12 protein-coding genes are annotated in these 13,583 nt (G+C 44.3%); 2 read left to right on the plus strand and 10 right to left on the minus strand.

What is annotated here, in order from left to right; genetic code table 11:
- Nucleotides 1–126: 126 nt before the first annotated feature.
- From NL626_RS04445 to NL626_RS04485, 9 genes are all read right to left on the minus strand, one after another.
- Nucleotides 127–780, minus strand: coding sequence for a riboflavin synthase (locus NL626_RS04445; RefSeq protein WP_005381574.1), 654 nt, complete (start codon nucleotides 778–780; stop codon nucleotides 127–129).
- Nucleotides 781–787: 7 nt separating this feature from the next.
- Nucleotides 788–1,915, minus strand: a complete 1,128-nt coding sequence (gene ribD / locus NL626_RS04450; RefSeq protein WP_167415049.1) for a bifunctional diaminohydroxyphosphoribosylaminopyrimidine deaminase/5-amino-6-(5-phosphoribosylamino)uracil reductase RibD — start codon at nucleotides 1,913–1,915, stop codon at nucleotides 788–790.
- A gap of 7 nt (nucleotides 1,916–1,922) precedes the next feature.
- Complete coding sequence (gene nrdR, locus NL626_RS04455; protein WP_005381578.1) at nucleotides 1,923–2,372, minus strand: transcriptional regulator NrdR; 450 nt, start codon at nucleotides 2,370–2,372, stop codon at nucleotides 1,923–1,925.
- A 206-nt stretch (nucleotides 2,373–2,578) separates the two neighbouring features.
- Nucleotides 2,579–3,829 (minus strand): glutamate-5-semialdehyde dehydrogenase, encoded by a 1,251-nt coding sequence (locus tag NL626_RS04460; RefSeq protein WP_104978847.1) that lies wholly within the window; start codon nucleotides 3,827–3,829, stop codon nucleotides 2,579–2,581.
- 17 nt (nucleotides 3,830–3,846) lie between these two features.
- Complete coding sequence (proB, locus tag NL626_RS04465) at nucleotides 3,847–4,986, minus strand: glutamate 5-kinase (RefSeq protein ID WP_005383771.1); 1,140 nt, start codon at nucleotides 4,984–4,986, stop codon at nucleotides 3,847–3,849.
- 121 nt (nucleotides 4,987–5,107) lie between these two features.
- On the minus strand, nucleotides 5,108–5,497 hold the full coding sequence (gene crl, locus NL626_RS04470) for a sigma factor-binding protein Crl (protein ID WP_005381584.1): 390 nt from the start codon (nucleotides 5,495–5,497) through the stop codon (nucleotides 5,108–5,110).
- 115 nt (nucleotides 5,498–5,612) lie between these two features.
- Nucleotides 5,613–6,860, minus strand: coding sequence for an esterase FrsA (frsA, locus tag NL626_RS04475; RefSeq protein WP_005381586.1), 1,248 nt, complete (start codon nucleotides 6,858–6,860; stop codon nucleotides 5,613–5,615).
- Between the two features lie 91 nt (nucleotides 6,861–6,951).
- A complete protein-coding gene (gene tet(34) / locus NL626_RS04480) occupies nucleotides 6,952–7,416 on the minus strand; it encodes an oxytetracycline resistance phosphoribosyltransferase domain-containing protein Tet(34) (RefSeq protein ID WP_005381590.1) in 465 nt (154 codons plus the stop codon).
- Between the two features lie 263 nt (nucleotides 7,417–7,679).
- Nucleotides 7,680–8,969: an NCS2 family permease gene (locus NL626_RS04485; protein WP_005381592.1), complete on the minus strand. Its 1,290-nt coding sequence runs from the start codon at nucleotides 8,967–8,969 to the stop codon at nucleotides 7,680–7,682.
- A gap of 1,023 nt (nucleotides 8,970–9,992) precedes the next feature.
- Here NL626_RS04485 and NL626_RS04490 point away from each other — a divergent pair.
- The gene (locus NL626_RS04490) at nucleotides 9,993–11,465 is read left to right on the plus strand and encodes an aminoacyl-histidine dipeptidase (protein ID WP_053350265.1); all 1,473 of its coding nucleotides are present in this window, start codon (nucleotides 9,993–9,995) and stop codon (nucleotides 11,463–11,465) included.
- Between the two features lie 64 nt (nucleotides 11,466–11,529).
- Here NL626_RS04490 and NL626_RS04495 read toward each other — a convergent pair whose 3' ends face one another.
- Entirely contained in the window at nucleotides 11,530–12,069 is a 540-nt protein-coding gene (locus NL626_RS04495; RefSeq protein WP_005383765.1) for a DUF3332 domain-containing protein, read from the minus strand.
- Between the two features lie 330 nt (nucleotides 12,070–12,399).
- Between NL626_RS04495 and NL626_RS04500 the strand changes: the two genes are divergently transcribed.
- A complete protein-coding gene (locus NL626_RS04500; RefSeq protein WP_253657020.1) occupies nucleotides 12,400–13,467 on the plus strand; it encodes a succinylglutamate desuccinylase/aspartoacylase family protein in 1,068 nt (355 codons plus the stop codon).
- Nucleotides 13,468–13,583 lie beyond the last annotated feature (116 nt).

A 13,583-nucleotide genomic window follows, 5' to 3' on the forward strand; every position in this document is an offset into this window, starting at 1 on the left:
AAATTACGTTGCAGTGAATGCTAGTTAGGTCAATAGTTTGAGCTTTGCATTAAGCAAGTCAATGAATCTCGCGGTGTTCTGTGAGTCTGCTCTTTATCGCATGCCTCACGCAGCCACTCCCAAGACTTATGCAAAACCGTTTTGCTGTAAAAAGTCCATCGTGATACGAGACTCGGCCTTATCTTCTTGTTGTCCTTGCAGTAAACGCTCCATATAACGCGCAAGTACATCAACTTCCAAGTTGACTTTGCGCCCCACTTGAAACTGGTCAATCGTAGTTTCTTCACTCGTATGAGGAACGATCGTCAGCTTAAAAGCATTTTTACGTAAGTCGTTGACGGTTAGGCTAATACCATCAACAGTAATCGAGCCTTTCTCTGCAACGTACTTGCTAATTTCCGCAGGCATTGCAACCCAAAACTCTATCGCACGGCCAACTGAATTGCGTTCGACAATTTCACCAACCCCATCGACATGGCCAGAAACGATATGTCCACCCAATCGCGTTGTTGGCAACATGGCTTTTTCTAGATTCACCTTATCGCCTACTTGGTATTCAGCAAACCCCGTTTTCTTCAAGGTTTCTAATGACAGATCAGCACTGTAATAGTGACTTCCGAAGTCAACTACCGTTAAGCAAACACCATTGGTCGCAATGCTATCGCCTAACTTAACGTCTGACATATCAAGCGTACCCGTTTCAACCGTGACGGTGATGTCTTCGCCCTTCGGCGTAATCGCAGCTAACTTGCCAACTGCTTCTACTATTCCTGTAAACATACTATTCTTATCTAATTTCATTACGTTTTATGGTGGCGGTGATGCGAATGTCTACCCCAACCATACGAACGTCTGTAATGTTTAAATCTATGACGTCAGCCATAGCGCCTAACCCTAAAGCACCGATAAGCCCCCGACCATCGCTGCCCATGAGTTTTGGCGCAAGGTAAACAATGAGCTCATCTACAAGATTAGCCTTTATCATCGCACTCGCTAGCGTAGCTCCAGCTTCAACCCATAAGTGATTGATATGGTGCTCATCAGAGATACGTTTTAATGTCGTTGATAAGTCAATTTGGTCAGCGCTGTCCAATAGAGGGATACAGTCTCCATCAGAGCGAACAATAACTCGTTCTCCATCGGTATGGAACAGCTTGAGCGCATCAGTTAAATGGTTCTGACGGTCTAAGATTACACGTACTGGTTGACGAAGCTCTTCTTGTAAATACTGCGCTTGAACACTATTAGGTAAGTCATCCCAGCGCACATTGAGTGATGCATTATCATCAATCACCGTTTTGCTAGTAGAAAGAATGCCACCACTCATTGCTCGATAACGCTGCACATCTTGGCGGGCCGCTGGGGAGGTGATCCATTGGCTCTGACCATTATTGAGTGCGCTTTGCCCATCCAAACTGGCTGCCATTTTTAATTGAACAAACGGCATGCCTGTGCGCATGTACTTTATAAAACCAGGGTTAAGGGCAAGGGCATCTTGCTCTAACAAGCCGATTTGTACTTCAACTCCGGCATCACGCAACATCTGGATGCCGCGACCTGCAACTTTCGGGTTTGGGTCTACCATGGCGCAAACCACACGTGCCACTTTGGCTTTAATCAGCCCTTCGGCACATGGCGGTGTACGGCCGTAATGAGAGCAAGGTTCTAGCGTCACATAAGCGGTTGCACCAACCGCTTTTTCACCCGCCATGCGCATCGCGTGCACTTCGGCATGCGGCTCACCAGCACGATGGTGATAGCCTTCACCGACAATTTCTTCATCACGAACGATGACACACCCTACATTTGGATTAGGGGCGGTGGTATAAATGCCACGTTTCGCTAACTTAATAGCTCGTGACATCATGGCGAAATCTAAATCAGAAAACGCTCTTTCAGGAGTGTGTTGAGTCATGAGCTACTCAGTCTTCTAGGCGGGCAATCTCTTCGCCAAACTCGCGAATATCTTCAAAGCTTCGGTAAACGGAAGCGAAACGAATGTAAGCCACCTTATCGAGCTCTTTGAGCTGGTCCATGACTAAATTACCAATCATTTCACTCGGAACCTCTCGCTCACCCGTCGCACGCAGTTGTGATTTGATCATACTGATCGCTAACTCTATAGAATCGGCACTCACTGGGCGTTTCTCTAAAGCGCGTTGAATACCGCCAACCATTTTATCTTCATCAAATGGTTCACGGTTGCCATTCGATTTGATCACTTTAGGCATCACTAACTCTGCGCTTTCAAACGTAGTGAAACGCTCGCTACACGCCAAGCACTGACGGCGACGTCGAACTTGATGGCCATCAGCCACTAAGCGGGAATCAATAACTTTGGTATCGTTCTCGGAACAAAAAGGACAATGCATATCACCTCCATATCTATACCAAAATAACCTCATGAGCAATCACGGATAACCACGCGTTCATGGTTATACGGACTCTATTAAAGCTATTTGGGTATAACGCTTTCAAACCGAAATAAAAGCTCATGTAGTGTAGCGGAATTGGTATGTTAGACAAAACAAAAAGGGGCGCAAAGGCCCCTTTTTCACTCAAGATCTCGTCGAATGTGTTAACTGCGTGCTAAGTAGTTCGCTTTACCAACCCACTTGTAGCTAGTTAGCTCTTCTAAGCCCATCGGACCGCGTGCATGTAGCTTTTGCGTAGATACTGCGACTTCTGCGCCAAGGCCAAATTGCGCACCGTCTGTAAAGCGCGTTGAAGCATTCACATAAACCGCCGCCGAACCGACAGAATTGATGAACAGTTCTGAGTTTTCCAAACTATTGGTCATGATCGCATCTGAGTGGCTCGCGTTATGGACACGCATATGATCAATGGCATCTTTCACATCAGACACAACTTTTACACCAAGAGTGTAGCTCAACCATTCCGTATCAAAGTCACCTTCAACAGCATCGCGAATTTGTGTTGCTTGAGCCATCAGTGCTTTTGCCTTAGGCTCTGTCACGAAGGTCACTTTATCGTTCATGCGCTCTACGATCATTGGTAGGAATTGCGCTGCAATTTTTTCATGCACGAGCAGCGTATCTAATGAGTTACACGCAGATGGACGTTGAACTTTAGAGTTCTCAACCACATTCAGGGATTTCTCTAGATCAGCGGATTCGTCGACAAAGATATGGCTGATACCAAAGCCACCAATAATCACCGGAATCGTGCTGTTTTCTTTACACATTTTGTGTAGGCCAGCACCACCGCGTGGAATGATCATGTCGACGTAATCGTCCAACTTAAGCAATTGAGAAACAAGCTCACGATCTGGTTTTTCAATGTACTGCACAGAAGCGGCTGGAAGGTTCGCCTTTGCGAGCGCAGACTGAATAACCTTCACTAATTCCATATTCGAGAAAAAGGTCTCTTTGCCACCACGTAAAATGCTTGCGTTGCCGGTTTTCAAGCACAACGCTGCAATATCAATGGTTACGTTTGGACGCGCTTCATAAATTACGCCTACGACACCAAGCGGCACACGACGACGAGACAGTGACATCCCATTTTCCAGTACCTTACTGTCTATTTCGCTGCCTACAGGATCGTTCAAGCTAATGACGTTGCGAACATCATTCGCAATTGCAGTCAATCGTTCTTCATTAAGCAAAAGGCGATCGAGCAGCGCATCGGTTAAACCCGCTTCACGGCCAAGTTCGATGTCTTTAGCGTTTGCCGCCAAAATAGCAGCGGAGTTTGCTTCTAGCTCATCAGCGATGATGGCTAATGCTTGGTTCTTTTGCGCAGTTGACGCTGTCGCTAATTCGAAAGCTGCATCTTTAGCAGCTTTACCCATATTCGTTAAATCCACTTTGCTTCCCTCTAATTCTATTCCTGAATGACGACCAGATCATCGCGGTGAATCACCTCAGAGCCATAATCATGCCCCAAAATAGAGATGATATCTTTACTGTGTTTGCCCGTAATTTTAGTTAGGTCATCACTTGAGTAGGCGCTGATGCCACGAGCCACCAACTTACCGTGAGCGTTTGTTACACGCGCCACTTCGCCTCGTGCGAAGTCACCACTAACTTTGATGACCCCTTTAGCAAGTAGGCTACTCCCCTTGCCGACCACAGCATTGACTGCACCATCATCAATAACGATGTCGCCCGATGCCGCAGGTCCCGCTAGAATCCAGCGTTTACGGTTCTCTAAGGCTTCAGCGCAAGGTAGGAAGCGCGTGCCCTGAGGTTCAGCACTTAGAGAGTCAAAGATAACATTCGGCGCACTACCAGCAGCAATAATAACCTCGATACCTGCGCGGCGAGCGATGTCTGCGGCTTGCAGCTTCGTTGCCATACCACCAGTACCCAATGTTGTACCGCTTCCACCTGCGATTTTACGCAGCGTGTCGTCGATGGTTTTTACTTCCTTGATAAGCTCTGCGTTCGGATCTTTACGAGGGTCAGCAGTAAACAGACCTTTTTGGTCAGTTAAAAGCAAGAGCTTATCTGCACCACATAAAATGCCTACCAAAGCGGAAAGGTTGTCGTTATCGCCAACTTTAATCTCGCTAGTCGCAACGGCATCATTTTCGTTTACGATAGGAACAATATCGTTCGCAACGAGCGCATTAATAGTGTCGCGCGCGTTAAGGAATCGCTCACGATCTTCTAAATCGGCACGGGTTAGTAGCATTTGGCCGATCTTGATACCATAAATACCAAACAAAGACTCCCATGTTTGAATCAAGCGACTCTGCCCCACCGCGGCAAGTAACTGCTTACTCGCCATCTCGTTGGGCAATGCGGGGTAACCAAGATGCTCACGGCCTGCTGCAATCGCACCAGACGAAACCATTACGATTGAATGGCCTTGTTTTTTAAGCTCAGCACACTGGCGTGCTAACTCAACCATGTGTGCACGGTCGAGTGCCAGAGTGCCGCCTGTCAGCACACTTGTACCCAGTTTCACAACGACAGTTTGTGGTTGTGAAACAACTGCATTTTGTTGATTCGTTGTCATGATGTCTTCTGAAGTGAAAAACAAATAAAGAGAGGATGTTTTAACAATCAAATAGGGAATTAACAAGAGAAAAGGTGCGTTTTCGCACCTTTTTGTTTGGTATTAAATGAAAACAACCAAATTAAGCGAAATCGAAAGACTCCGTGTGATATTCGACTTCTAATTTGAAGTGTTCTTCTAAAGTATCAACCAGCTTTTGATGGAATGTGCTCTGCGTGAGATACACTTCCTCTACTACTTTTTTGGGAAGGGCTTCAGATACCCATTGCCCTTCTTTGTTGTACTTGCCAATATGATATTTAGCAGTAAAGCCTCCCTCGATGGATTCCAAATCCATCCACCAGCCCCAAAATTCACGCTTCTCAGGCGATTTTTTGTCGTCTACACATACAGATAAACAATCAAAATAATAGCGCCCTTCTTGCGATTGTGGTTCGCGCAGGTAAGGCCCTATCGCCTTCAACTTTGACATCAAGCGAAAGTGAGTCGGGCCCTGAGTCGTCTCTGACATATGAATCTCCGTTTTCATAGTTAAAAGTAAACACCCAAGAATGATTATTATTTTTAATTATCATGAGCTTATTTTTTGCTCAGATATATCACTCTTAACTAATTTAGGAGAATTGTCACCCTAATAATTCATCTTCTAGCCACTTTATGGCTAAATCGAGGGATTGCTCATATCCTTTTGTAATTGTTTTGGAACTGATTTTTTTCGCTCTACCATACTGGCTAAATAGAGCAACAAGTTGATTATCACTGTGTGGCGACACTGGATCGCCCTCAAGACTCAAAGCCAAAATAGGCACTTTGGTTTTTCGACTGCTCAGGAAGCCCTGAACCTTCAATGACCACGCCATCATCTGACCAGCCATGCTATTAATATCAACCGCATTTTTCCCCAAACGGGAAGCCAAAAGGTCTAAATACATCTTCGGCATTTTTTGTAACTTCTGAGGGGAAGTAAAAATATCATGTACGGGTGCGCCTAGAGCGACACAAGCTTTGATCTTTTCCTGCTCGACAAAAGAGAGTCTGATCATTGCATTACCACCAAAACGAAACCCAACTAACCCCACTTTGTGATGATCAACCCAAGGTAGCGAGTAAAGCTCATTCAATACCGCTTGATGTAGGCAACTTGAATTCTCGGTCAAGGGCCAATGAGAGCTATGCCCTACCGAAGGCATGTCTACGGTTAACATCGCAATATCTCGCGGTGCAAGACGATTACGGAACAAACGCCACATGTCGGTTTGTAGAGTATCCAAACCAGCGCTCACCATGACCACAGGCAACTGTTTATCCGTTCTTGGTAAATGGAGGTTCGCGATGATTTTGCGATTTTGGTAAGGCACTTCAATTTGCTTGATGGTGTACTTAGTTTTTTCTGCGCCGTCAGAATACGCTTTGTTTGCCAGTACTTGAGCCTGCGATGCCAAGTTGTCATTTTTTAAATGTGGGTAGCCGGCAATACTAAAACACAAAGAAGCAGTGAAGAGTTCATCCGCTGCCTCTTCTCCTTGCATTTCATTTGCTCGCTTCTGATGATCCATACCAAGCTTGATCCACTCAAATGTCCAGTTACCACTGTGATAACCCATTACAGTGTCTAACCAATCATCATTGGTTCGCGAGTGAGATGATGAAGCAATTTTGGACAGTACGCCTTCCATTTCGATCGGAGACAATCCTTGCCAAGCCCATTGCAAGCGACGCAAATGACGATACCAAGCACGATCACCCTGCGCTTCTCGTTCATCAAGTATTTTTTTACTGGTCGGCATGTACTGGGTAAGCGCGGAGGTTTCTTTTGCTTGCTTATGTTTCACGAACAAAGTTTCGGAAAGATTTTTACTGACGTCTTCAGACATAGGAAGAACCCTAGGCTATTAGCATGATTTAATATCATAATAAAAAAAATGCCCCTATAAAGGGGCATTTCTCAATATTCTTTAACCGCGCTTATTTTTGCTTGCGGTTTACTGGCTCAGCATACTGGATTGACATATCCCAAGGCTGCTCGATCCAAGTGTCTTGAGCAATATCTACAACGTAATCATCCAGCAGCTCTTTGCCTGATGGTTTCGCACACACAGCGATCATTTTCGCTTTTGGATACATCTCACGTAGTTTGCGCGCTGTATCACCACTGTCTACTAGGTCTTCAACGATTAGGTAACCTTCGCCATCACCTTCAGGTGCTTTTAGTACCGTCATATCGCGCTGATGATCATGGTCGTAGCTTGAAATACAGATTGTATCAACATAACGAATACCAAGTTCACGAGCCAAAATAGCGCCAGGAACCAAACCGCCGCGGCTTACCGCCCAAATTCCTTTCCATTGCTCAGCTGGCATTTGTTTTTCAGCCAGTTCACGGCAGTAAGTCTGCATTGCATCCCAAGTGATAATGAATTTTTTACTCATTGTAATAACCTAATAATTTGAAAATATGCATCCTCAAAATCTAGCGAAGTCACTCAAAAGCGGAATGCTCACTAACTTCTCCAAAATGTTTGGAGACGAGGATTTCAAGCTGCGCAAACGATTATTCTACCGAAACACACCGCTAATACCAACGGTGATATCAAAATTCTCTGCCTATTCCGCAGAAAAACCGTCTTCTGTGAACAACGTAAAAAAGAAAAAGCCAGCGTGAATAAATCCACACTGGCTTTTTGCTCGAGAAATTAACCGACGAGGTATTTAACGATGAAGATGGCTGACATCACCCATACACTCATCGACACTTCACGGCCCTTACCGCTAAATAATTTGATCGCCGCGTATGCGATAAAGCCTAACGTGATACCTTCTGCAATCGAGAATGTTAGCGGCATAACTAAACAAGTCACAACAACTGGGGACGCTTCAGTTAGGTCACGCCAATCAATGCTTACTAGCCCAGACAGCATCAAGATCGCCACATAGAATAGCGCACCTGACGTTGCATAAGCAGGGATCATACCCGCAAGTGGTGAGAACAATAGAGCAAGTAGGAAGAGTACACCAACAACCACGGCTGTTAGACCAGTACGCCCACCCGCAGCCACACCAGAAACGCTTTCAATATAAGATGTCGTGTTAGAAGTACCAAGTAATGCACCTACTGACGTTGCTGTTGAGTCTGCAAGTAACGCTTTGTTTAAACGAGGGATGTTGCCATTCTCATCAGTTAGACCTGCTTTTTGAGAAACGCCAACGAGCGTACCTGCGGTGTCAAATAAATCGACAAATAGGAAAGCAAATACGACGGAAATCATGCCTACTTCAAACAAACCAGAGAAATCCAGTTGCATGAAAGTTGGCGCAATGCTTGGTGGCGTTGACATAATACCGCCCCACTGCACATCACCAAATAGAAGACCAAGCGCTGTAACGCCAAGAATAGCGATCATCACCGCACCTTTCACACCACGGTGAACCAATGCAATCGTAAGAAAGAAGCCAATCGCGGCCAATACAGATGGCAATGATGTGATCTCTCCCATAGAAACTAATGTCGCTGGGTTATCAACGACGATACCTGCATTTTTTAATGCGATAAACGCTAAGAAAAGACCAATACCAGCTGAAATACCTGTTCGTAGAGAATGCGGGATCGAGTTAATAATCCACTCACGGATCTTAAATACGCTTAAAAGAATGAACAGAAGGCCAGAAACAAATACAGCCGCCAACGCAACTTGCCACGTATAACCCATTCCTAATACAACAGAGTAAGTAAAAAATGCGTTCAGGCCCATTCCTGGTGCCTGTGCGATTGGGTAATTGGCAACAAATCCCATGATAAAACAGCCGATTGCGGCAGCAAGACAAGTTGCGACAAAAATGGCGCCACGGTCCATACCGGTATCCGACAGGATCGCTGGGTTTACAAAAATAATGTAAGCCATAGTTAGGAAGGTCGTAACACCTGCAATGATCTCAGTGCGCACATTTGTGCCATTTTCACTGAGTTTAAAAAGCCTCTCAAGCATGATCGAATCCTGTAAAGGTAAAAAGTAAACGGTTGCGTAATCGATTGGCGGGAATTATAAAGTTATCAAATAGCAAATTCTAGATAGAATCTTCACTCTAATGCGTTTTTTTTCTTTGGATATGAAACACATTCTCTAACCCATCAAAGCAAGTAAAGAAATATATTCTTATAAAACAATAGGTAACCCAGATAACACAGTTCTCTAAAAGAGAATAAAAACTGAGCAATGTACTAAACTTTCAGATGAAAATGGCCCATTTTAAACATGGTATCTAACAGATTTGATGGAAAAGTCGATAAAACCGAAGAATGGGGAATAGAAGAAGGCTTTGATGGCAATAAGTGAGTCAGGAAAAGAAAATAGAGATAAAAAAACGCCACCCAATTTGGGTGGCGGTGAATCATGTCAGCACTATCACTGAAAAAAAATTCCAATTTATAGGGGTGAACAAACTGTTCGAGTCACATGCGTTGACTTCACTTAGTAGCCAAAGCTTGTTGGGTATACAAAGTTACCGGTGTAAACAGATTTGCTATTCCAGAACATTGTACTTGGTAAACCTTTCATAACTATCACCTTTTAAATCAATTAAACATTCGTTGATTTCTCGGTTCCTTGGAGGCGATAAAACGGACTCATCCTTTGAGCATTTCATTCTTCTCTCAGAAGCTGGTTACAAATATACCACCAAGAAATTTAATTACAAGCATTTTAGTGATTGGAATCACAAAAAATACATAAATTGACCTTTATCAAAGTTTATATGTAATTAAATTACAATTTTATGAATTAAAAAATAAAGCCACTTTCAGAATGTATGATAGAGAACACATAGTGCTTGTTATTGTATTCACAAACTGTGACAGTTCTGAGAGAAATCCTTGTGATCGCGACTACTCGTACTCCATATCTGGTGGTATGCTAACGGCAATTTGAAGGCCAAATCGTCTAGCATTTAATGCTACCTTGACAACATTTTTACGGTATATATTTGGCAAAGCACATCAAAAGGAGTCCTCCGTGTCTGAGTTCCATTCTGAGATCAGTACCTTATCACCTGCTCCACTTTGGCAGTTTTTCGATAAGATTTGTTCTATCCCTCATCCATCGAAACATGAAGAAGCATTAGCACAGTACATTATCAACTGGGCAACAGAGCAAGGCTTTGACGTTCGCCGTGATCCAACCGGTAACGTGTTCATCAAAAAGCCCGCGACACCAGGAATGGAAAATAAGAAGGCTGTTGTACTTCAAGCACACATCGACATGGTGCCGCAGAAAAACGAAGACACTGAACACGACTTCACCAAAGATCCAATCCAACCTTACATCGATGGCGAATGGGTAACTGCGAAAGGCACGACGCTTGGTGCAGATAACGGTATTGGTATGGCTTCTTGCCTTGCTGTATTGGCATCTAAAGATATTAAGCACGGTCCACTCGAAGTTCTGCTGACGATTGATGAAGAAGCAGGCATGACTGGCGCATTTGGCCTTGAAGCTGGTTGGTTAGAGGGTGAGATTCTTCTAAATACAGACTCTGAGCAAGAAGGCGAAGTCTACATGGGTTGTGCAGGTGGCGTTGATGGCACCATGACTTTCGATATTTCTCGAGAATCAACGCCTGCAGGTTTTGTAACACGCCAACTGACGCTGAAAGGCCTAAAAGGTGGTCACTCAGGTTGTGACATTCACACAGGTCGCGGTAATGCCAACAAATTACTTGGTCGTTTCCTTGCCGGTCATGCTCAAGAGCTTGATTTACGTTTAGTCGAATTCCGTGGCGGTAGCTTACGTAATGCAATCCCTCGCGAAGCGTTTGTTACTGTCGCGCTTCCTGTCGAAAACCAAGACAAGCTTGCTGAGCTGTTCAACCACTACACTGAGCTGCTTAAAACTGAATTGGGTAAAATCGAAACAGGTATCGTAACCTTTAATGAAGTGATCACGACTGACGCGCAAGTATTTTCAATCGCCGATCAGCAACGATTCATTGCGGCACTTAACGCTTGTCCAAACGGTGTAATCCGTATGAGTGATGAGGTGGAAGGCGTTGTTGAAACTTCTCTAAACGTTGGTGTGATCAGCACAGAAGAAAATAAAGTCACCGTGCTTTGCTTGATTCGTTCTCTCATTGACTCTGGCCGTAGCCAAGTGGAAAGCATGCTGCGCTCGATTACTGAGCTAGCAGGCGCACAAATTCAGTTCTCAGGCGCTTACCCTGGCTGGAAGCCAGATGCAGATTCCGAGATCATGGCAATTTTCCGTGATATGTATGAAGGCATTTACGGTCATAAGCCGAACATCATGGTCATCCATGCTGGTCTTGAGTGTGGCCTATTTAAAGAACCATACCCACACATGGATATGGTTTCTTTCGGTCCAACAATAAAATTCCCTCACTCTCCAGATGAGAAAGTGAAGATTGATACTGTTCAGTTGTACTGGGAACAGATGGTCGCGCTTTTAGAAGCGATTCCAGAGAAAGCATAATTCAATCACGAAAAACGACAAAGGGTGCCATACGGCACCCTTTTTTTGGTTTAGTTGAACCCAACTACACACGGTTTTGCGCGTAAGCGGCTAATTCATCCATTGAGGTTTGTGCAACAACTTCACCATCAATGTAGTAAGTAACAAACTCACCATCGCGTACACCCATGAGTGTCGCCTTTTCACCGTTACTGTAAGTAATATCCATTTGAACAGTGTTCTCATCGATTTGCTGCATTCGCCCCTGCTCAATGACACGGTTATCCGCTAATGGTGCGATTGGTGCCGTCGTTAACGATTTATCTAATTGGTGGTTTACATCAATGTAAGTATCTACCTTTGTATCGAAGATATGTGGCTTACCATTTAACGGGTTCTTACCCGTCCAAAATTCTAGAGAGTTAAACACGATATAATCCGCTGCGATCGCGACACCATAAACAGGCGCTAAAAGCATATTTAGACCACCTCGAGCGTAACGGTTGTCAACAGCTTTCAAGTTAAACCCCATAACATAACCTGTCACGGCATTACTACCTACGCAACCTGAAAGTGAAACTGCTACCGCAGTCAATGCACCAATTTTAGCAATTGCCTTTTTCATCAAAACCTCTAGTTAGAAAGTGTGAAACCTCAAATTCGGCGCGGATATTATCGGATAAAAAGTAGGGTTAAAAGTCCGTTTTTTTGTCCTCCATGAACAGTATTATTTTTAATACAGTCACATTTTTTAAGGCTATTATTGCGCACTCTTCTCTATGTCTTGTTATGTATTAAACTGATAGAAAAGATCATATTGAAAACAAAAACTTCACACATACCAAAATTTCACGCATGACGATTAAAGTAATTTGTCGTGTCCTTAATGAGAATGATTAGTGCGATTTTGCAGCAATTGTTACATTGCTGATGACGCATTTGACAGAGATGGTTTATGGCCAGAAGTAAAAAAAGCAAAGTGTTTGAGCTCTTAGGACATCAAATACAACCAGGACAACGATTAGAGATCGAATTTGAAGCAGCGAAGCTATATACACATTCGCCTTTATCTATTCCTGTGGAAATCATCCATGGGAAACAAGAAGGACCAGTGTTAATGGTGAATGCTGCTATCCATGGTGATGAGCTTAATGGCGTAGAAATCGTTCGTCAGATCATTAACCAACTGGATCCACAAAAACTGAAAGGCACTGTCATTGCAGTACCTATCGTTAACGTTTTTGGTTTCATCCATAAATCTCGTTACTTGCCCGACCGACGAGATCTCAACCGTTGCTTTCCTGGCAGTGAAAAAGGCGCACTTGCATCTCGTATGGCACACGGGTTCTTTAACAACATTGCCAAGCGTTGTGACTACATTTTGGATCTACACACAGGGGCAATTCATCGCACGAACTTGCCACAGGTTCGCGCAAACTTAAGCAACCCAGAAACTCTACGTATTGCTCAAGCATTTTCGACGCCAGTGATTGTTGATTCAGCATTGCGTGATGGCTCTTTACGCAGTGAAGCAGAAAAATGCGATATTCCAGTGCTCACCTACGAAGCTGGCGAAGCATTGCGTTTTGATCCACTTTCGATAAGCGCTGGTGTACTCGGGGTTCGGCGCGTAATGCAAGCCATTGGTATGTTGCGTGCGAGCAGGAAAAAGCTGCCTGAGCCTATCATAGCGAAGTCCACCAGCTGGGTTCGCGCGTCAGGTAACGGCATTTTGCGTACTGTCGTTAATCTGGGAGACAAAGTAGAACAGGGGGAAACGCTCGCTTATATTAGCTCTCCTCTTGGTCATGATGAGATAGAACTAAAAGCCCCGAAGCGTGGTTTGGTTATCGGTCAACAAACATTACCATTGGTGAACGAAGGCGATGCAATTTTCCACCTTGCCTATTTTAACCAAGGTGATAATGCTTTAGAGCAAGCAGTCGAAAGCTATATTGAAGGCCTCACTGAATTCGATGCCGAGCCGCTGACCACCGGACAGATACCGTTAGAAACTCAGTAATTCCTACCAAGTAGGCGCCTGATTAGCTCAAAAGGGGCAACAGTGCTCGCACTATCTTGTTTAAAACCAATAAGCTCAGCGTCCATGATGCTGGGCTTTTTGTTTTATGTACGCTA

It is taken from the genome of Vibrio sp. Y58_MX_L22, assembly GCF_024181865.1.
Classification (GTDB): domain Bacteria; phylum Pseudomonadota; class Gammaproteobacteria; order Enterobacterales; family Vibrionaceae; genus Vibrio; species Vibrio alginolyticus.

What these genes read in the sequence shown, in the direction of transcription:
- NL626_RS04445 (WP_005381574.1), bottom strand. Translation starts at nt 780, where the DNA reads ATGTTTACAGGAATAGTAGAAGCAGTTGGCAAGTTAGCTGCGATTACG.
- ribD (WP_167415049.1), bottom strand. Translation starts at nt 1,915, where the DNA reads ATGACTCAACACACTCCTGAAAGAGCGTTTTCTGATTTAGATTTCGCC.
- nrdR (WP_005381578.1), bottom strand. Translation starts at nt 2,372, where the DNA reads ATGCATTGTCCTTTTTGTTCCGAGAACGATACCAAAGTTATTGATTCC.
- proB (WP_005383771.1), bottom strand. Translation starts at nt 4,986, where the DNA reads ATGACAACGAATCAACAAAATGCAGTTGTTTCACAACCACAAACTGTC.
- crl (WP_005381584.1), bottom strand. Translation starts at nt 5,497, where the DNA reads ATGTCAGAGACGACTCAGGGCCCGACTCACTTTCGCTTGATGTCAAAG.
- frsA (WP_005381586.1), bottom strand. Translation starts at nt 6,860, where the DNA reads ATGTCTGAAGACGTCAGTAAAAATCTTTCCGAAACTTTGTTCGTGAAA.
- NL626_RS04485 (WP_005381592.1), bottom strand. Translation starts at nt 8,969, where the DNA reads ATGCTTGAGAGGCTTTTTAAACTCAGTGAAAATGGCACAAATGTGCGC.
- NL626_RS04495 (WP_005383765.1), bottom strand. Translation starts at nt 12,069, where the DNA reads ATGAAAAAGGCAATTGCTAAAATTGGTGCATTGACTGCGGTAGCAGTT.
- NL626_RS04500 (WP_253657020.1), top strand. Translation starts at nt 12,400, where the DNA reads ATGGCCAGAAGTAAAAAAAGCAAAGTGTTTGAGCTCTTAGGACATCAA.